The sequence below is a fragment of the Streptomyces sp. NBC_00572 genome, from assembly GCF_026341815.1.
GTDB lineage: Bacteria > Actinomycetota > Actinomycetes > Streptomycetales > Streptomycetaceae > Streptomyces.
Map to the genome: position 1 here is coordinate 4,351,306 of NZ_JAPENX010000001.1, position 17,755 is coordinate 4,369,060.

General features: G+C 71.5%; 17 protein-coding genes. 6 read left to right on the forward strand and 11 right to left on the reverse strand.

Annotation, left to right across the window (positions count from 1 at the left end):
- Positions 1 to 9 precede the first annotated feature (9 nt).
- From OG514_RS20335 to mce, 7 genes are all read right to left on the reverse strand, one after another.
- Entirely contained in the window at positions 10 to 849 is an 840-nt protein-coding gene (locus OG514_RS20335) for an ABC transporter permease (protein WP_266896739.1), read from the reverse strand.
- Entirely contained in the window at positions 846 to 2,000 is a 1,155-nt protein-coding gene (locus OG514_RS20340; RefSeq protein WP_266896741.1) for an ABC transporter ATP-binding protein, read from the reverse strand. The genes OG514_RS20335 and OG514_RS20340 overlap by 4 nt, the downstream gene beginning before the upstream one ends.
- 227 nt (positions 2,001 to 2,227) lie before the next feature.
- Positions 2,228 to 3,007: an ABC transporter permease gene (locus OG514_RS20345; RefSeq protein ID WP_266896742.1), complete on the reverse strand. Its 780-nt coding sequence runs from the start codon at positions 3,005 to 3,007 to the stop codon at positions 2,228 to 2,230.
- Between the two features lie 2 nt (positions 3,008 to 3,009).
- Entirely contained in the window at positions 3,010 to 3,978 is a 969-nt protein-coding gene (locus tag OG514_RS20350) for an ABC transporter ATP-binding protein (RefSeq protein ID WP_266896743.1), read from the reverse strand.
- 120 nt (positions 3,979 to 4,098) lie between these two features.
- Positions 4,099 to 5,034 (reverse strand): cellulose-binding protein, encoded by a 936-nt coding sequence (locus OG514_RS20355; protein WP_266896744.1) that lies wholly within the window; start codon positions 5,032 to 5,034, stop codon positions 4,099 to 4,101.
- Between the two features lie 114 nt (positions 5,035 to 5,148).
- Positions 5,149 to 9,651, reverse strand: a complete 4,503-nt coding sequence (scy, locus tag OG514_RS20360; protein ID WP_266896746.1) for a polarized growth protein Scy — start codon at positions 9,649 to 9,651, stop codon at positions 5,149 to 5,151.
- Between the two features lie 173 nt (positions 9,652 to 9,824).
- Positions 9,825 to 10,277: a methylmalonyl-CoA epimerase gene (mce, locus tag OG514_RS20365; RefSeq protein WP_266896748.1), complete on the reverse strand. Its 453-nt coding sequence runs from the start codon at positions 10,275 to 10,277 to the stop codon at positions 9,825 to 9,827.
- A 137-nt stretch (positions 10,278 to 10,414) separates the two neighbouring features.
- On the opposite strand from mce, the gene OG514_RS20370 reads away from it, so the two are divergent.
- Positions 10,415 to 11,617, forward strand: coding sequence for an acetyl-CoA C-acetyltransferase (locus OG514_RS20370; RefSeq protein WP_266896750.1), 1,203 nt, complete (start codon positions 10,415 to 10,417; stop codon positions 11,615 to 11,617).
- A gap of 35 nt (positions 11,618 to 11,652) precedes the next feature.
- Positions 11,653 to 12,609 carry a methylmalonyl Co-A mutase-associated GTPase MeaB gene (gene meaB, locus OG514_RS20375; protein ID WP_266896752.1) on the forward strand — a complete coding sequence of 319 codons (957 nt, stop codon included), beginning with the start codon at positions 11,653 to 11,655 and terminating at the stop codon, positions 12,607 to 12,609.
- Positions 12,610 to 12,680: 71 nt separating this feature from the next.
- Here meaB and OG514_RS20380 read toward each other — a convergent pair whose 3' ends face one another.
- From OG514_RS20380 to OG514_RS20395, 4 genes are all read right to left on the reverse strand, one after another.
- On the reverse strand, positions 12,681 to 13,157 hold the full coding sequence (locus tag OG514_RS20380; RefSeq protein WP_266896754.1) for a MarR family winged helix-turn-helix transcriptional regulator: 477 nt from the start codon (positions 13,155 to 13,157) through the stop codon (positions 12,681 to 12,683).
- A gap of 83 nt (positions 13,158 to 13,240) precedes the next feature.
- Positions 13,241 to 14,026: an AIM24 family protein gene (locus tag OG514_RS20385; protein ID WP_266896756.1), complete on the reverse strand. Its 786-nt coding sequence runs from the start codon at positions 14,024 to 14,026 to the stop codon at positions 13,241 to 13,243.
- Positions 14,023 to 14,673 (reverse strand): AIM24 family protein, encoded by a 651-nt coding sequence (locus OG514_RS20390; protein WP_024755272.1) that lies wholly within the window; start codon positions 14,671 to 14,673, stop codon positions 14,023 to 14,025. The genes OG514_RS20385 and OG514_RS20390 overlap by 4 nt, the downstream gene beginning before the upstream one ends.
- Complete coding sequence (locus OG514_RS20395) at positions 14,673 to 15,311, reverse strand: AIM24 family protein (RefSeq protein ID WP_266896760.1); 639 nt, start codon at positions 15,309 to 15,311, stop codon at positions 14,673 to 14,675. The genes OG514_RS20390 and OG514_RS20395 overlap by 1 nt, the downstream gene beginning before the upstream one ends.
- Before the next feature lie 107 nt (positions 15,312 to 15,418).
- Between OG514_RS20395 and OG514_RS20400 the strand changes: the two genes are divergently transcribed.
- The 4 genes from OG514_RS20400 to OG514_RS20415 all read left to right on the forward strand — a co-directional run bounded on the left by OG514_RS20400 (position 15,419) and on the right by OG514_RS20415 (position 17,735).
- Entirely contained in the window at positions 15,419 to 15,772 is a 354-nt protein-coding gene (locus OG514_RS20400) for a DUF3817 domain-containing protein (protein ID WP_266896762.1), read from the forward strand.
- Positions 15,769 to 16,062, forward strand: a complete 294-nt coding sequence (locus OG514_RS20405) for an MTH1187 family thiamine-binding protein (RefSeq protein WP_266896764.1) — start codon at positions 15,769 to 15,771, stop codon at positions 16,060 to 16,062. The genes OG514_RS20400 and OG514_RS20405 overlap by 4 nt, the downstream gene beginning before the upstream one ends.
- Before the next feature lie 198 nt (positions 16,063 to 16,260).
- A complete protein-coding gene (locus OG514_RS20410) occupies positions 16,261 to 17,055 on the forward strand; it encodes a hypothetical protein (RefSeq protein ID WP_266896766.1) in 795 nt (264 codons plus the stop codon).
- Entirely contained in the window at positions 17,052 to 17,735 is a 684-nt protein-coding gene (locus tag OG514_RS20415; RefSeq protein WP_266896768.1) for a DUF4166 domain-containing protein, read from the forward strand. Before OG514_RS20410 ends, OG514_RS20415 begins: the two co-directional genes overlap by 4 nt.
- Positions 17,736 to 17,755 lie beyond the last annotated feature (20 nt).

Here is a 17,755-nt window from a genome sequence, read left to right on the forward strand (position 1 = left end):
TCCCGACCGCTACACGTCCCGGTTGTTCAGCAGGGCGAAGGCGCCGGCGAGCGCGACCCCGGCGACCCCGCCCATGATCAGCAGCGGCTCCCAGCCCGAGGGGCCGTCGTCGCCGAACGGCGGCTGCGCCGCGTACAGCGAGATCATCTGCGAGGGGATCGCGTACGTGAAGAGCCACTCCTGCACGGGCTTCAGCGCCTCGGAGAACATGAACAGCGCCGCCACCAGCGGCAGCAGCAGCAGACCGATCATCACCGTGATCGCACCGGCCGAGTGCCGGATCAGCGTGCCGAGCGCCAACGACAGCAGCCCCAGCATGGCCAGGTAGAGACCCGCGCCCACCGTCGCCCGCAGCCACTCGGCCGTCGTCGGGGTGTCCGCCCCGTCCACGACGGCGACCTGCACGGCGCCCACGAACGCGGCGACCACGGTGGTCACCGTGAAGACGAGCAGGAAGAACACGATCGCCTTCGCCGTCAGCACCCGGGCGCGGCTCGGGCAGGCCGTCAGCGTCGTACGGATCATGCCGGTGCCGTACTCGGAGGCGATGGTCAGCACGCCGAGCGTGATCACACAGATCGAGGCCGGCAGCATCCCGAAGAAGCCGTAGCCGAGCGCCGACTCCTCGCCCATCCCCGCCTCGCCGGCGTTGGCGGCGATCGCCGCCACCCCCAGGCCGATGGTCAGCATCAGCAGGATCATGACCCCGAGCGTCCACAGCGTCGAACGCACCGAGCGGATCTTCGTCCACTCGGAGGCGAGCGCGTCACCGAGGTGCGCCCTGCGGACCGGGATGGGGGAGACGTAGGAGTGCGGCGCCGGAGCGTGGTGCGGGGCGGGGGCGGTCATCGGGCGTCCTTGGTGGTGTCGCTCGGCTGGGGGGCGGCCGGCTGGGGGGCGGCCGGCGGGGCGTACGGGCCCGGCACGGGCGGCTGGCCGGGAGCCCCGGCGTACGGGTTCTGTCCGGGCGGCGGCGGGGCGTACCAGCCCTGCTGCGGCACGTCCTGGACCACCGGCTGCGGCGGCATCCCGTGCCCCTGGTGGCCGTGCTGCTGCGGCGGCTGGAGGTGCGCGAGCCGGTCGTCCGTGGAGCGGTAGTCCACGGCGCCCTGGGTCAGCCGCATGTACGCCTCTTCGAGGGAGGCCTGGTGCGGGGACAGCTCCCAGAGCCGTACGTCCGCGTCGTGCGCCAGGTCGCTGATCCGCGGCAGCGGCAGCCCCGTCACCCGCAGCGCGCCGTCCGGCTCGGACATCACCTGGCCGCCGGCCTCCACGAGGGCCGCCGTCAGCTTCTCCCGCTGACCCGGATCGGTCTGCGGGGTCCGCACCCGGGCGAAGTCGGCCGAGTTCGCCGAGATGAAGTCCGTGACGCTCATGTCCGCGAGCAGCTGGCCGCGGCCGATCACGATCAGATGGTCGGCGGTGAGGGCCATCTCGCTCATGAGGTGGCTGGAGACGAAGACCGTCCGCCCCTCGGAGGCCAGCTTCTTCATCAGGTTGCGGACCCAGAGGATGCCCTCCGGGTCCAGGCCGTTGACCGGCTCGTCGAAGAGCAGCACCTGCGGGTCGCCGAGGAGCGCCGCCGCGATGCCGAGCCGCTGGCCCATGCCGAGCGAGAAGCCCTTGGAACGCCGCTTGGCCACGTCCTGGAGACCGACGACCCCGAGGACCTCGTCGACGCGCTGCGCCGGGATGCCGGCGAGCTGCGCGAGCGACAGCAGATGGCTGCGGGCGCTCCGCCCGCCGTGCACGGCCTTGGCGTCGAGGAGCGCGCCGACCTGCCGGGGCGCGTTCGGCAGCTGCCGGAAGGGGTGGCCGCCGATCGTCACATGGCCCGAGGTGGGCCGGTCGAGGCCCAGGATCATGCGCATCGTGGTCGACTTGCCGGACCCGTTGGGCCCCAGGAACCCGGTGACGACACCGGGCCTCACCTGGAAGGAAAGGTTGTACACGGCCGTCTTGGCGCCGTAGCGCTTCGTCAGGCCGACTGCCTCGATCATTCTTCCAGCCCCATCGACAGGTCGGTCGCACCAAGGTCGGGGCGTGACGGCCGTCGGCCGGAGCCCCCCGTATGAGCTAGGAGCTTATCCAGCCATTGACGGTTCCGGCGAAGTGGAGACGGCCTCCGGGCAGTCTCCGGGGGAACGTCGGGGCACCCCCTAGGGGACCGGAGGGGCCCAGGGGCAGCCCCGGGCCGGCCTGGGGCCGGGCGGAGGTACCGGCGGGATCAGGCGTCCCGCTTCTTCATGACCAGATACCCGCCGAGCAGCGCGGCCGCCACCCAGAGCACCATGATCCCCAGCCCGGCCCACGGGCCGTACGGAGCCTCCTCCGTGTTCAGGGCGTCCGGGACGACCTGCATGATCTTCGAGCCGGCCTGGTCGGGGAAGTAGCGGGCGACCTCCTTGGCCTTCGGCACGGCCGCCAGGATCTGCGAGACCAGGAAGAAGAACGGCATCAGGATGCCGAGCGAGAGCATCGACGAGCGCAGCATCGCCGCCACGCCCATGGAGAACAGCGCGATCAGGCCCATGTAGAGCCCGCCGCCGATCACCGCCCGCAGCACGTTGTCGTCACCGATCGAGGCCCGGTGCTCGCCGAGCAGTGCCTGCCCCAGGAAGAAGGAGAGGAAGCTCGTCGCGAGACCCACGGCGAACGCGAGCCCGCCCGCCACCGCGACCTTCGAGAAGAGGAAGGTCGCGCGCTGCGGCACGGCCGCCAGGGAGGTGCGGATCATGCCCGAGGAGTACTCGGTCCCCACCACCAGGACACCGAAGACCACCATCGCCAGCTGACCCAGGGTCATCCCGAAGAAACTGACCAGGGTCGGGTCGAAGGTGGCCCGCTCGACCTCGCTGAGGTCGTCGAAGGTGGAGTTGAACACGGCGGACAGCGCCGCACCGATCGCCACCGTGACGATCAGGGCGCTCGCCAGCGTCCAGACGGTCGACGACACCGTCCGGATCTTGGTCCACTCGGACTGCAGGACCGCGGATACCGCTGCCATGGTCAGGCTCCCTGGGAGGTCGTGCCCCACTGGGGGCCGGGCGCCGGGGCGCCACCGTGTACATCGGTGCCGTGCGCGTGGTACTCCACCGCACTTGCCGTCATCTGCATGAAGGCTTCTTCGAGCGAGGCGCGCTGGGAGCTCAGCTCGTGCAGCACGAGCCCGTTCTCGGCGGCGAGTTCACCCAGCTTCTCGGTCGTCGCACCGTCCACTTCGAGGGTGCCGTTGCCCGCCTCGACCGCGATGAACCCGTGCGCGTGCAAGAGGTCCCGGAGCCGCTCCTGCTGCGGAGAGCGCAGCCGTACATAACTGCGGGAATTCTCCTGGATGAAATCCGCCATCGACGTGTCGGCCAGCAGCTTTCCCTGTCCGATCACGATCAGATGATCGGCTGTCAGGGCCATTTCACTCATGAGATGGCTGGAAACGAAGATCGTTCTGCCCTCGGAGGCCAGCGCCTTCATCAGATTGCGGATCCAGTGAATTCCCTCGGGGTCCAGACCATTGACGGGTTCGTCGAACATCAGGATCTCGGGATCGCCGAGCAGCGCCGACGCGATGCCGAGCCGCTGCCCCATACCGAGGGAGAAACCTTTCGACTTCTTCCGCGCGACCGGCGTCAGACCGACCAGGTCCAGCACCTCGTCCACCCGGCGCTCCGGGATGCGGTTCGACTGCGCGAGACACAGCAGGTTGTTGTACGCCGAGCGGCCGCCGTGCATCGCCTTGGCGTCGAGCAGCGCCCCGATGTACTTCAGCGGCTCTTCGAGCTCCCGGTAGTGCTTCCCGTCGATCCGGACCGTCCCGCTCGTCGGGTTGTCCAGGTCCAGCATCATCCGCATCGTCGTCGACTTGCCCGCCCCGTTGGGCCCGAGGAAGCCGGTGATCACCCCGGGACGCACCTGGAAGGAGAGATGGTCGACCGCGGTCTTCGCCCCGTAGCGCTTGGTGAGGCCCTCAAGCTCGATCATGCGTCCCAACCTACGGGCGCGCAAAACCCCCCGCCACCGGAATGACAGGGGGTTCTGGGAAAAAACTACGTACTCGTCACCGGCCGTGCGCCGACAGGACGACGACGGCCGGAACGGGCGTCAGCGGGACTGCTGGGCCGGGACACCGGCCGGGCGCTCGTCGTCGATCGGCGAGCCGGCCGCCGCCACCGCGGCACCGGTCAGCGTCGCCAGCATCTCGCGGACGTTGGTCAGCTGGGCGTTGATCGAGTCCCGGCGGTTCGTCAGCGCCGCCAGCTCGCGCTCCGATTCGCTGCGGATCCGGTCGGCCTTGGCGTTCGCGTCCGCCACGATGTCCTCGGCCTGGCGCTGCGCGGTCTCCACCGTCTGACGGGCCCGGCGCTCCGCGTCCGTACGCAGCTTCTCGGCCTCCAGGCGGAGCTGCTCGGCGCGGTGCTCGATCTCCGCGAGGCGCTTCTCGGCCTTGGCCTGACGCGAGGCCAGGTCGCGCTCCGACTGCTCGCGGCGCTTGGCCAGGTTGGTCTCGAAGTCCGCGGCGGCCTGGGCGGCCTTGGCGCGGGTCTCCTCGAAGAGGGCGTCCGCCTCCTCGCGCTTCGACTGCGCGTCCTTCTGCGCCTCGCCGCGCAGCGTGTTGGCCTCGCCCTGCGCCTTCTCGACGATCCGGACGCCCTCGTCCTCGGCCTTCGACTTGCGCTCCGCCGCGAAGGACTCCGCGTCGTTGCGCACCTGCTGGGCGGCCGACTCGGCCAGCTCGCGGTGCTGCTCGGCGGCGCGACGGGCCTCCTCACGCAGGTCCTTCGCCTCCTCCTCGGCGAGCCGGAGGATCTTCTCGACCCGGGCGCCGAGCCCCGCGTACGACGGCTCGGCGTCGGTGACCTGCGCCTGGGCGTTCTGCGTCTCGAGGTGGAGCTCCTCGATGCGCTTCTCCAGAGAGGTGATGCGGGACAGTGCGCTGTCGCGGTCGGAAACGAGCTTGGTAATGCGGTCGTCCACCTGACCGCGGTCGTAACCGCGCCGCACGAGCTCGAAGCCGAAGGGGGAGGATGTGTCGCTCATGGGTTTCCTGTCGAATGAGACCGGTGAGGTGTTAGAGGGAATCCTAGGGGCCGAAGCGGCGTGTCATCGAGCGTATGCCCGTTTGATCTGGAGAATGTCCAGCCTTTTGAGTGGCTAGCCGTCCTGGGACTTGCCACTCGAACGAGTGGACCCCGCGGACGCACCCGCCTTGGCGCCCACCGCCCCGCCCGACTTCGCGCCGGCCGACGGAGTCTCGAAAGACTCCAACGCCTCCAGCACGTCCTGGACACGGGAGATCTCGGCATTGATGTCCTTGCGGCGCCGCACGAGCACTTCCAGCTCGCGCTGGCCCTCCTCGACCGTCTTCTCGGCCTCCGCCTGCGCCTCCGCCCGGGTCCGCTCCGCCTCGGCCTTGATGCCCTCGGCCTCCGCGACCAGCGAGGCCTTCTTCTGCTCGGCCTCCTTGAGGAGCGCCTCGGCCTTGCGGACCGCGGCGATACGGACCTTGCTCGCCTCCGAACTGGCCTCGGAGACCAGCTCCTTGGCCTTCTCCTCGGCCTCGGTGCGCTGTTCGGTCGCGGCCTTCACCAGGTTGTCGACCCGCTCGCCCGCCGTCTTCATCTGCTCGGCGCTCTCGCGGCGCGCCCGCTCGTGCAGCTCCTCGATCTCGCCCTCGATCCGGCCCCGCAGCTCCTCGGCCCGCTCTCTTATGGCCGTCGCGTCGCCGCGAGCCCCGACCAGGAGTTCGTCCGCGTCCGTACGGGCCTTCTCCACCAGCGAGTTGCCCTCGACGGTGGCCTCGGCGACGATCCGCTCGGCCTCCTTGCGGGCCGCGCCGACCATCGTGTCGGCCTGCGACTCGGCCTCGGTGGTGGCGCGCAGCGCCTCCTCCTGGGCCTTGCCGATGAGCTGGTCCGCCTGCTCGGCCGCGTCCGAACGCTTCCGGGCGCCGGCCTCCCGCGCCTCGTCGAGCACCCGGTCCGACTCCTCGCGGGCCTCCGAACGCATCTGCTCGGCCGCCGCCTCGGCGTCGGCCTTGAGTCGCTCCGACTCGGTACGGATCCGCTCGGCGTCCTGCTGGGCGGAGCCCACCGTCGCCTCGGCCCCGGCGTGCGCCTCCGCCGTGACGGCCTCGGCGAACTCGCCCGCCTCACGGGTGAGCCGCTCGGCCTCGGCGGTCGCCTCGCGGGTGAGCCGTTCGGCTTCCGAGGTCGCCTCCGCGAGGAGGGCGTCGGCCTGTTCGGCGGCGTCGCTGCGACGCTTGTCGGCGGCCTTGCGGGCCTCGTCCAGCACCTGCTCGCCGTCGGCCAGGGCCGCGTTCCGCAGGGCCTGCGCGTGCGCCTCACCGTCGATCTTGACCTGTTCGGCCTCGGTGCGGAGCCGTCGGGCGTCCTGCTCGGTGGTCTCCATGAGCTCGACCGCCTCGGCGGTGAGCCGCTCGGCCTCGGCGGCCGTCTCGCGGGTGAGCCGTTCGGCTTCCGAGGTCGCCTCCGCGAGGAGGGCGTCGGCCTGTTCGGCGGCGTCGCTGCGACGCTTGTCGGCGGCCTTGCGGGCCTCGTCCAGCACCTGCTCGCCGTCGGCGATCGCGGCGGCCCGCAGCGCCTCCGCATGCGCCTCACCGTCGGCCTTGACCTGTTCGGCCTCGGTGCGGAGCCGTCGGGCGTCCTGCTCGGTGGTCTCCATGAGCTCGACCGCCTCGGCGGTGAGCCGCTCGGCCTCGGCGGCCGTCTCGCGGGTGAGCCGTTCGGCTTCCGAGGTCGCCTCCGCGAGGAGGGCGTCGGCCTGTTCGGCGGCGTCGCCACGGCGCTTGTCCGCCGCCTGACGGGCCTCGTCCAGCACCTGCTCCGCCTCGGCGGCGATCCGCTCCGCCTCCGTACGGGCCTCACCGACCACCGACTCGGCGCGCTCGGCGGCCTCCGAACGGATCCGGTTCGCGTCCTCCCGGGCGTCGGCCCGAGTGCGGGACGCGTCCTGCTCGGCCGAGGCGAGTGAATCCGTCACCTCGGTCCGTACCCGCTGCGCGTACTCGGCGGTGTCCGCCCGCAGCTTCTCCGACTCGGCGATCGCGTCGGCGACCGTCCGCTCGGCCAGCGACTTCGCGGCCTCGGTCTCCTCCTGGGCACGCGCCCGCGTACGGCCCGCGTCCTCGGTCGCCCGCTCCCGCTCCTCGTACGCGTCGGCGCGGACCCGGTCCGCCTCCTCCTGCGCCTCGGTACGCGTCCGCTCGGCCGCGTGCTCGGCGGCGCTGCGCAGCCCGGAGATCTCCTCCTCGGCCTGCTCACGCAGACCCGCCACCGAGTCCCGCACCTCCTGGGCGGTCTGCTCGGCCGCGGTGACCATCTCGGTCGCCCGCGTGTCCGCCTCCTCGACCAGGCGCTGCGCCTCGGTCTGCGCGTCCTCGACCCGCTTGCGGGCGGCCGCGAGGAGCTCCTCGGACTGCTCGCGGGCGTGCTCCCGCTCCCGGCCGGCCTCGGAACGGGCCGAATCGAGGGTCTCCTCGGCCTCCCGACGACGCCGGACGGCCTCCTCCTGCGCGGCGGCCAGCGCCTCGGCGGCCTCGGCGGCGACCCGCTCCGCGGCGGCGGCGGCCTCGGCCCGCACCCGGTCGGCGTTCTCCTGGGCCTCCGACCGCAGCCGCTCGGCCTCCTCGGCCGCCTCCGTACGCAGCCGTCCCGCGGCGGTCTCCGCCTCGGTGCGGGTGGTGGACGCGTCCGACGCGGCCTCGGCGCGCAGCCGCTCGGCCTCCTGCTCGGCCTGCTCCTGGAGCGTACGGATGCGCTCGGCGGACTCGGTCCGCAGCCGCTCCGTCTCCTCGGCGGCCTCGCGCCGGATCAGCTCGCCCTCGGCACGCGCGTCGGAGAGCTCCTCCCCGGCGGCCGCGACCTTCGCCTCGGCGTCGGTGTGCAGCCGGGTCAGCTCCTCGGCGGCCTCCGCACGACGGGCCTCGGCGGCCCGCTCCGCGTCGGCGCGCAGCCCCGCGGCGGCCTCCTCGGCCGCGCCCTTCACCGACTCGGCCTGCTCCTCGGCCTCGGCGCGCAGCCGCTCGGCCTCGGCGCGGGTGCGCTCCAGGGTCTCCTCGGCCTGCGTCCGGAGCGTCTGGGCGCGCTCCATGGCCTCCGACTTGGCCCGCTCGCTCTCGGCGCCGGCCTTCGTCCGCATCTCGTCGGCGTCGGTACGGGCCTTGGTGAGGAGCTCCTCGGCGCTGCTGGCCGCCTCCTCGATCTGCTGGACGGCCTCGCGGCGGGCCTCGCCGCGGATCCGCTCGCCCTCCGCGATGGCCTCGGCGCGCAGCTGCTCGGCCTCGCCGCGCAGTCGGCGCGCCTCCTCCTGCAGCTCGACCGTCTTGGCGCGGTACTCCTTGGTGTCGTCCTTCGCCGAACCGAGCAGCTCGTCGGCCTGCTCCTCGGCCTGGGAGCGCAGCCGGTCGATCTCCGCCTCGGTCTCGCGGCGGATCCGCTCGGCCTCCTCGGAGGCCTTGCGGGTGGTCTCCCGGGCGTCGTCGGACGCCTTGGTGAGGATCTCCTCGGCGTTCCGCGCGGCCTTGGCGAGCGCGGCGGCGGAGTCCTCCGCGGCGACCGTACGGGCGTTCTCGGAGGCTTCGGAGACGAGCTTCTCCGCCTGGGCGGTCGCCTCGCGCAGCTTCTCCCCGGCCTCGGCCTTGAGCGCCTCGGCGTCCTTGGTGGCCTCGCCGACGAGCCGGGCGATCTCCGTCTTGGCGGTGCGGGTGCGCTGCTCGTTGACCGACTCGGCGTTGGCGAGCTGCTTGGCGGCGGCGTCCTTGGCCTCGGTGAGGGCCTTCTCGGCCTCGGCGCGGGCGACCCGCAGCTTCTCCTCGGCCTCCTGCATGCGCTGCTCGGCGGCGCGGGAGAGCTCGGTGGCCTGCCGGCGGGCCTGGTCGGTCTCGGCCGCGGTGGTGGAGCGGAGCTGCTCGGCGTGGCTGGTGGCCTCCTGCGCCTGGCTGGAGGCGGCGCCGATGAGCCGCTCGGCGTCCTTGCGGGCGCGCAGCAGAATCGCTTCGGCCTCGGCACGGGCGGCCTCCGCCTCGGTGCCGACGCGACGGCTGGTCTCCTCCGCGAGGCGGGTGGCCTCGGCGCGGGCGGCGGCGAGCGACTGCTCGGCCTCCGCGCGGGACTCCTCCATCAGGCGGCGGGCCTGGGACTCCGTACGGGCGCGGAGCTGCTCGGCCCACGCGACGTTCTCGTTGACGTGCGCCTCGACGGTCTGCCGGCGCTCGCTGAGCTCCTGGTCCAGCTGCTGACGGCGCTGGACCGCCTCGTTGTGCAGCTCGGCCTGGAGCCGGGACTGGTGCTCCGCGTGCTCCTGGAGGATGCGCTGCGTCTGGGCGCGGGCGTCCCGGAGCTCGCGCTCGGCGTCCTGGCGCAGCTGCTCGGCCTGCGCCTGCGCGTTCCGCAGCAGCTGCTCGGCCTGGTAGCCGATGTCCGCGCTGTCGTAGGCGGGCCGGGACGCGATGGTGCGGCGCGCCTCGTGGAGCTTGGCGCGCAACACCTCGACCTGGTATCCGAGGTCCTCGGCGTGCTGGACGGCCTTCTCGCGCTCGGTCTTCAGCCGGTCCATCTCGGCTTCGAACCTGGCGAGATGGTCGTCTTCAGCTCGGTGGCTCTCCTGGCGTTCGTAGCCCCGCACTGCGCGGTCCATCCGTCCCCTGGTCGCAACACTCCAACGAGCACCGCCCTCACGGCCGAGGACGGACCCCCGGGGAATCGTGGCAGATCGGACGACCCCGACATCCCGACTACGGTGCCGCACGGAGCGGCCCCGACCGGCCCCGGCCCGGAGTCGCCCACTCTACCGGGCCAGGAATCCGGAGGTCAGTGCTCCGCTGAGGAGTGGTCAGTGGACGGCTTGGCCGAGGTGACCAGTTCCGTGAGGACGCCGTGGGTGTCCTTGGGGTGGAGGAAGGTGATCCGGGAGCCCATGGAGCCGATCCGCGGCTGGTCGTAGAGGACCCGGATGTCCTTGGAACGGATGGCCTCGGCGTCCCCGTCGACGTCCGCCGTACCGAAGGCGATGTGGTGCACGCCCTCACCGTTCTTGGCGAGCCACTTGCCCACCGCAGAGTCCTCCCGGGTCGGCTCCAGGAGCTGGAGGTACGAGGACCCGCCGTCCGAGGTGTCGTTGATCTTGAGCATGGCCTCGCGGACGCCCTGCTCCTCGTTGACCTCGGAGTGGAAGACCTCGAAACCGTACGTCGCACGGTAGAACTCGACGGTCTTGTCCAGGTCGAAACAGGCGATCCCGATGTGGTCGATTCGCGTCAGCATGCCTCCAGTGCAGCGCCGCGCGGATGGTTACGCAACGTGCGGGCCGTCACACCGACCGGCCGGTGACCCGGCGGGCCGCCGCTCAGTACATTGGCAGTAAACCCTCGTTCACTTCTCATCCCTAGGGGCCGTGCCTCATGTCTGGAACGACCGGTACCACCTCAGTGATCGTCGCGGGCGCCCGCACGCCCATGGGTCGCCTGCTCGGCTCGCTCAAGTCCTTCTCGGGCGCCGAGCTCGGCGGCTTCGCCATCAAGGCCGCCCTCGACCGGGCCGGCATCGGCGGCGACCAGGTGCAGTACGTGATCATGGGCCAGGTGCTCCAGGCGGGCGCCGGCCAGATCCCCGCCCGCCAGGCCGCGGTCAAGGCCGGCATCCCCATGAACGTCCCCGCGCTCACCATCAACAAGGTGTGTCTCTCGGGCCTCGACGCCATCGCGCTCGCCGACCAGCTGATCCGCGCCGGCGAGTTCGACATCGTCGTCGCCGGCGGCCAGGAGTCGATGACCAACGCCCCGCACCTGCTGCCGAAGTCCCGCGAGGGCTTCAAGTACGGCGCCATCGAGATGCTCGACTCCATGGCGTACGACGGCCTCACCGACTCCTTCGAGGGCGTCGCCATGGGCGAGTCCACGGAGAAGCACAACACCCGCCTCGGCATCAAGCGCCCCGAGCAGGACGAGATCGCCGCCCTGTCGCACCAGCGCGCCGCCGCCGCCCAGAAGAACGGCATCTTCGAGGCCGAGATCACCCCGGTCGAGATCCCGCAGCGCAAGGGTGAGCCGGTCGTCTTCTCCAAGGACGAGGGCATCCGCGCGGAGACCACCGCCGAGTCCCTCGGCAAGCTCCGCCCGGCCTTCGCCAAGGACGGCACCATCACCGCCGGCACCTCCTCGCAGATCTCCGACGGCGCCGCCGCCGTCGTCGTGATGAGCAAGGCCAAGGCCGAGGAGCTGGGCCTGGAGTGGATCGCCGAGATCGGTGCCCACGGCAACGTCGCGGGCCCGGACAACTCGCTCCAGTCGCAGCCGGCCAACGCGATCCTGCACGCCCTCAAGAAGGACGGCCTGGCCGTCGAGGACCTCGACCTCATCGAGATCAACGAGGCCTTCGCCGCGGTCGCCGTCCAGTCAATGAAGGACCTCGGCGTTACCCCCGAGAAGGTGAACGTCAACGGTGGCGCCATCGCCCTCGGTCACCCGATCGGCATGTCCGGCGCCCGTGTGGTGCTCCACCTCGCCCTGGAGCTCAAGCGGCGCGGCGGCGGCATCGGCGCGGCCGCCCTCTGCGGCGGTGGCGGTCAGGGCGACGCGCTGATCGTCCGCGTCTCCGGCAAGTAAGTCACCTCCGCAAGGTCAGGCAAGGAGTTCTGCACATGGTGGACGTCCCCGCTCTGGTCACCCAGGCACGGGAGGGCAGGCCACGGGCCGTGGCCCGGCTGATCTCACTCGTGGAGGGGGCGTCCCCGCAGCTGCGGGAGGTGATGGCGACGCTCGCGCCGCTCACCGGCGGCGCGTACGTGGTGGGCCTGACCGGCTCGCCCGGTGTCGGCAAGTCCACGTCGACGTCCGCGCTGGTCTCCGCCTACCGGCGGGCCGGCAAGCGGGTCGGCGTCCTCGCCGTCGACCCGTCCTCGCCGTTCAGCGGCGGAGCGCTCCTCGGCGACCGGGTCCGGATGTCGGAGCACGCCTCCGACCCCGGCGTCTACATCCGCTCCATGGCGACCCGTGGCCACCTGGGCGGCCTCGCCTGGTCCGCCCCGCAGGCCATCCGCGTCCTGGACGCGGCCGGCTGCGAGGTGATCCTCGTCGAGACCGTCGGCGTCGGGCAGTCGGAGGTCGAGATCGCCTCCCAGGCCGACACCTCGGTCGTCCTGCTCGCGCCGGGCATGGGCGACGGGATCCAGGCCGCGAAGGCGGGCATCCTGGAGATCGGCGACGTGTACGTGGTGAACAAGGCCGACCGGGACGGCGCGGACGCCACCGCCCGCGAGCTCAACCACATGCTGAGCCTGGGCGAGGCGCGCGGTCCCGGCGCCTGGCGGCCGCCGATCGTGAAGACCGTCGCGGCGCGCGGCCAGGGCATCGACGAGGTCGTGGAGGCCCTGGAGAAGCATCGCGCCTGGATGGAGGAGCACGGGGTCCTGACGGAGCGCCGTCGCTCCCGTGCCGCGCGCGAGGTCGAGACCATCGCGGTCACGGCCCTGCGCGAGCGGATCGGCGATCTGCACGGCGACCGGCGGCTCGACGCGCTCGCGGAGCGGATCGTGGCGGGCGACCTCGACCCGTACGCGGCCTCGGACGAGCTGGTCGCGAGCATCACGGGCAACTGACGCGGTGACCGTACGCAGAAGGGCCTCCCCGGATGACCGGGGAGGCCCTTCTCCGTCAGGTACGGCCGCCGCTACGGCTTGCCGCGGCGCCCGCGCAGCTGTTCGGCGACGGGCTTGAGCGACTCGTGGAGGCCGCCGAGGGACTCCGGGCCGATCTGGTCGATGAAGTGCTTGCGCACCGACTCGACGTGGTGCGGGGCGACCTTGTGCATGGTCTCCATGCCCGCGTCGGTGAGGACGGCGTAGAGCCCGCGCCGGTCGGACTCGCAGTTCTCGCGCCGGACGAGTCCGGCGTTCTCCATGCGGGTGATCTGGTGCGAGAGCCGGCTCTTCGACTGAAGGGTGGCCGCGGCCAGGTCGCTCATGCGCAGCCGCCGCTCCGCCGACTCCGAGAGGTTCACGAGGATCTCGTAGTCGTTCATCGTCAGGCCGAAGGGCTGGAGGTCCCGCTCCAGCTGGTACGTCAGCATTCTGTTGACGTCCAGGAACGTGCGCCACGCACACTGTTCGGCGTCGGTGAGCCACGGGGTGGCGGTCTCGGTCTCCATATATGGATTCTACCTAAGAAGTTGAATACTTGACGAAGTCTGGGAGCGTGCGTTCGAGGACGTCACACTCCGCAGACTACCGCTCACAGACCGAAGCGACGCTGGAGGTCCCCGAGCTGGCCGGGAAGGCGCGGTACCGAGCCTTGCACAGCCTGGCCGGAACCGTGTGCACCGTGGCCGCCCGGTACGCCCGCCTGGGCCGGAGGGGCGCCGATCGCGCGGTCCGCCATCAGCAGTTCCGTCGACTGGAGCAGGACCGTGCCGGCGCCCACGAACTCGAACTGGTGCTCCTCGCCCGAGGTGCCGCCGATGCCCGTCAGGGCGCGGACGCCGCCCATCACGCCCGTCATGTAGCCGTGGTCGTAGTGGTGGCAGGGGGAGGGGCAGTCGGCCCAGCCGACCAGGGCCTGCGGGTCCACCCGCATCGGGGGCTCCATGAAGACCACCGGGCCGTTCGACGCCGCCACGAACTTGCCGGTGCCGATCAGCGTCACGAAGCCCGGCACGATCGACTGCTTCAGGGCGAGGGTGGGCTGGTAGGCGAGGAGGTTGCCGGAACGGATCGTCAGATTGCCCTTGTCCAGGTCGAACGAGTTCACGTCGAAGGCCCGGTCCGCGAGCAGCATCTTCCCGCTGCCCTCGGCCACCACCCAGTCGCTCGCGTGCAGCGGCGAGTGGAACGACGTCCGGACCAGCCGGTCCAGCCGCCCGTGCCCGATGCCGTTGAACTCGATCCGCCCGTAGTAGGCGATCATCTTGCCCTTCTGCAGGAACCACTGGGAGCCCTTGAGCTCCACGCAGAAGGTGTACGGGTTCACGTTGTCGTCCGACGGCAGGGTCGTCGGGTCGTGGATCACGGGACCGGTCACAGCTTTTCCTCCGAGGCCTGCACGTACACCGCACCGCTGCCGCTCAGCTCCAGCTGGAACGCCTCGCCCGAGCCGCGCCCCACCATGTCGCGCCAGCCGAGCGCGGTGGAGAGCTTGTTCCGCACGTCGCCGTGGTGGGCCACGTACGCCTGCGGGTCCACGTGGACCGGGCGGCCCGGGGTGATCGGCAGCTCGATGACCCCGCCGTGCGCCATGACCGCCACCGCGCCGTGGCCCTTCAGGGTGGTGGTGAAGAGGCCCTGGCCGGTCACCTGGCCGCGGACCATGCCCATGACCCCGCCCTGCGAGCCCATGAACATCGTGCCCTGCTCCAGGGTGCCGTCGAAGGCGAGCAGCCGGTCGGCCTCCACGTACAGGGTGTCGCCGGTCAGCCCGATCACCTGGATGTGGTGGCCGCCGTGCCCGAACATCACCGTGCCGTTGCCCTCGACGGTCATCAGCGGGGTCGCCTCGCCGGCCACCCGGCGGCCGATCATCGACATCACGCCGCCCTGACCACCCGCCATGTTCGGCGTGAAAGTGACGTCGCCGCGGTACGCGAGCATCGCGCCGCGCTGGCTGAACATCCGCTGCCCGGGGATGACGGTCGCCTCGACCATCTTCGAGTTGATCTCGCGGAACGGCATCAGACGTCGCCCCCGATCGTGTTCCGCTCGCTCGGCTGGACGTACACCAGGCCGTCTCCCTCGAAGCGGATCTGGAAGGCCTCGCCGCCGCCCTCGCCCATGAGGGTGCGGAACGTCACACCCGACTGGAAGTGCTGCTGGAGGTTGCCCTGGTGGGCGATGTACGCGCCGGGGTCCACCTGGAGCGGGTACTGCGGGGTCACCCGCAGCACCACCGCCGGGCCGTCGGACATGATCGCCGCCTGGCCGGTGCCCTCGACGGTCGTGGTGAAGAGGCCGTTGCCGGTGGCCCCGCCGCGCATGCCGGTGAAGGTGGTGCCGGTGCGCAGCCCCGCGTCGGTGCAGAGCAGATTGCTCGCCTCGACCCAGAGCTTGTCGCCGTGCAGGGAGACGAGGTTGATCTCGGAGGCCCGGTCGGCGAACCAGCAGGTGCCCTGCCCGCGTACCTCCATCATCTCCATCTGCTCACCCGTGAGCCGGCGGGTGACCATGCCCCGCAGGCCCTCACCGCCACCGCTCATCTTCTTGAACGCCATCTGGCCGTCGTAGGCGACCATCGAGCCGTTCTTCGCCTTGACGGAGTCGCCGGTCATGGAGACGGCGAGCACTTTGCTGCCTTGGAGTCGGAACGTTGCCACCTGAGGAAGGTACTGGGCCCCCGGCTAAAGAGACAGCAAAGTCGGCGTGCACAATGGACGGGCCCTTGTGCATCCGTTCACAAGATCGAACGAAGGTGACCCCCTCCGTGGACATCAAGACCGCTTCCTCCCTCCACCGGCTCCGGCTCGTCTCCGCGCCGGAGGCCGTCTCGTTCCTGCTCCTGCTGGTCTGCTCGGTGCTCAAGCGGACGACGGACTTCAACGCGGTGCCGGTCATGGGTGCGATCCACGGCGTGCTCTTCATCCTCTACGTCCTCTTCTGGCTGGACGCCTGGAACCGCACCAAGTGGAGCTTCGGGACCGCCGCCCTCTACTTCCTGCTCTCGGTGCTGCCCCTGGGCGGCTTCTACGCCGAGCGGAAGCTGAAGCGCGAGGCCGAGGAGGCCGTCGCCGCCTCCCGTGCCGCCGCTGGCGCCGCCGGGGACGCGGTGAAGGCGTGATCATCGCTTTCTCGGTCACCCCGCTGGGTGTGGGGGAAGAGGTCGGCGAGTACGTCGCCGACGCCGTCCGGGTCGTCCGTGAGTCCGGGCTCCCGAACCGCACCGACGCCATGTTCACCTCGATCGAGGGTGAGTGGGACGAGGTCATGGACGTCGTGAAGCGCGCCGTCGCCGCCGTCGAGGCGCGTGCGCCGCGCGTCTCGGTGGTCATGAAGGCCGACATCCGCCCGGGTGTCACGGACGGGCTCACCGGCAAGGTCGTCACCGTCGAGCGGTATCTGGAGGGCTGAGCCCCCCTCGCGTACGTACGCGGAGAAGGGCAGAGCCCCCTCGCGTGCGTACGTGGAGAAGCCCCTGGTCCTGATTCGGGCCGGGGGCTTCGTCGTGCCCGAAGATCCTTCTTGAGCGACTGCTCAAAATCGGCTACCTTCAGCGCGAGGCAGATTTGAGCAGTCGCTCAAAATGCCGGACGAACTGGGGGAACACCCATGGGTCTCTACATCGAGACACGGGTCCGCGCGGACCTGGAGACGCTCTGGGAGCACACGCAGGAACCCGACCGCCACCAGCGGTGGGACCTGCGGTTCACGGAGATCGCCTACCTCCCGCGCCTGGAGGGCGAACCCCAGCACTTCCGGTACGCGACCCGAGTCCTGCCCTTCCTGGTCGTCGCCGGCACCGGTGTCTCCGCGGGGGAGCGCCACCGGGCCGGCGGCGACCGGGTCTCCGCCCTCCGGTTCTCCTCGCCGCACCCCCTCTCGCTCCTCGCCGAGGGCAGCGGCTACTGGCGATACGTCCCCACCCCGGACGGCGTCCGCTTCCTCACCGGCTACGACTACCGCCCCCGCTGGGGCCGCTTCGGCCGCCTCGCCGACCGGCTCGTCTTCCGGCCCCTCATGGGGTGGGCCACAGCCTGGTCCTTCGACCGGCTGCGACTCTGGTGCGAGCGGGGCGTCGCGCCCGAGCGCGCGCTCGCCCACTGGCTCCTCGAACTCCTCGCCCGGGTCCTCCTCGTGGCCGCCCCCCTCGCGGCCACCTGGCTGCCGCTCGGGCTCGTCTCGCCGGCCGCGGTGCCGCTCACCGTCCTCGGGCTCGCCGCCGCCGTCCTCCTGCCGCCCTCGCCGCGTACCCCCGCGGCCCGGCGCTGTCTGCGCACCCCGCCCGCCCGCACCCGGGAGCCCCGGCTCCTCGCCACCCTGAAGCCCACCCTGGGGCCCACCACGAAGCGCGTCGCCATGCGCACCCCGAAGTCCGTCCCGAAGCCCGCCCTGGAGCAGTCATGACCTCGATCTTCCGTACCGCCATGGGGGACGCGGCCTTCGAGCGACTGCACCCCGAGCTCCAGCGGCGCTTCTCCGTCGGGCTCGCGAGCGGGGAGCTGTGCGTCGGGCGGGGCGTCATGGACCGGATCTGGCACGGCCGGGCCTTCGTGAAGCCCTTCCTCGCGGTCGGCGGGCTGCGGAACATCCTGCTGCCCCGCACCGGCCGGGACGTCCCCTTCACCATCGAGAACGTGCCGTACGCGGACTCGTACGGGCGCGAGACCGTCACCTTCGTCCGGACCTTCGCCCTGCCCGGCGGGCCCCGGCGCTTCGACGCCACCATGGTCCACAGTCCCGAGCGCGACTGCGTCCTCGACTACCTCGGCACCCATCAGCACCTCGCCAGCGATCTGCACATGTCCGCCGAACCGGACGGCTCGCTCCTCATCCGCTCCGGCGAACACCGCTTCCGCGAGGGTCCGCTGGACGTGCGCGTCCCGGAACTGGTCGGCGGCCGCGCCGAGGTGCGCGAGTCCTTCGACGAGCGCACCGGCCGCTTCCGCATCAAGGTGCGGGTGGTCAACCGGTGCTTCGGCCCGCTCTTCGGCTACGAGGGGTCCTTCACCGCCCGGTACGCCGACGTAGGCTCCCACGGGGTGCGCGCCGGGCTGCGCCCGGTGCGCGAGGAGGTACGGGCGTGAGCGGGACCGCGGGCGGGGGC

What these genes read in the sequence shown, in the direction of transcription:
- OG514_RS20335 (WP_266896739.1), bottom strand. Translation starts at nt 849, where the DNA reads ATGACCGCCCCCGCCCCGCACCACGCTCCGGCGCCGCACTCCTACGTC.
- OG514_RS20340 (WP_266896741.1), bottom strand. Translation starts at nt 2,000, where the DNA reads ATGATCGAGGCAGTCGGCCTGACGAAGCGCTACGGCGCCAAGACGGCC.
- OG514_RS20345 (WP_266896742.1), bottom strand. Translation starts at nt 3,007, where the DNA reads ATGGCAGCGGTATCCGCGGTCCTGCAGTCCGAGTGGACCAAGATCCGG.
- OG514_RS20350 (WP_266896743.1), bottom strand. Translation starts at nt 3,978, where the DNA reads ATGATCGAGCTTGAGGGCCTCACCAAGCGCTACGGGGCGAAGACCGCG.
- OG514_RS20355 (WP_266896744.1), bottom strand. Translation starts at nt 5,034, where the DNA reads ATGAGCGACACATCCTCCCCCTTCGGCTTCGAGCTCGTGCGGCGCGGT.
- scy (WP_266896746.1), bottom strand. Translation starts at nt 9,651, where the DNA reads ATGGACCGCGCAGTGCGGGGCTACGAACGCCAGGAGAGCCACCGAGCT.
- mce (WP_266896748.1), bottom strand. Translation starts at nt 10,277, where the DNA reads ATGCTGACGCGAATCGACCACATCGGGATCGCCTGTTTCGACCTGGAC.
- OG514_RS20370 (WP_266896750.1), top strand. Translation starts at nt 10,415, where the DNA reads ATGTCTGGAACGACCGGTACCACCTCAGTGATCGTCGCGGGCGCCCGC.
- meaB (WP_266896752.1), top strand. Translation starts at nt 11,653, where the DNA reads ATGGTGGACGTCCCCGCTCTGGTCACCCAGGCACGGGAGGGCAGGCCA.
- OG514_RS20380 (WP_266896754.1), bottom strand. Translation starts at nt 13,157, where the DNA reads ATGGAGACCGAGACCGCCACCCCGTGGCTCACCGACGCCGAACAGTGT.
- OG514_RS20390 (WP_024755272.1), bottom strand. Translation starts at nt 14,673, where the DNA reads ATGCCGTTCCGCGAGATCAACTCGAAGATGGTCGAGGCGACCGTCATC.
- OG514_RS20410 (WP_266896766.1), top strand. Translation starts at nt 16,261, where the DNA reads ATGGGTCTCTACATCGAGACACGGGTCCGCGCGGACCTGGAGACGCTC.
- OG514_RS20415 (WP_266896768.1), top strand. Translation starts at nt 17,052, where the DNA reads ATGACCTCGATCTTCCGTACCGCCATGGGGGACGCGGCCTTCGAGCGA.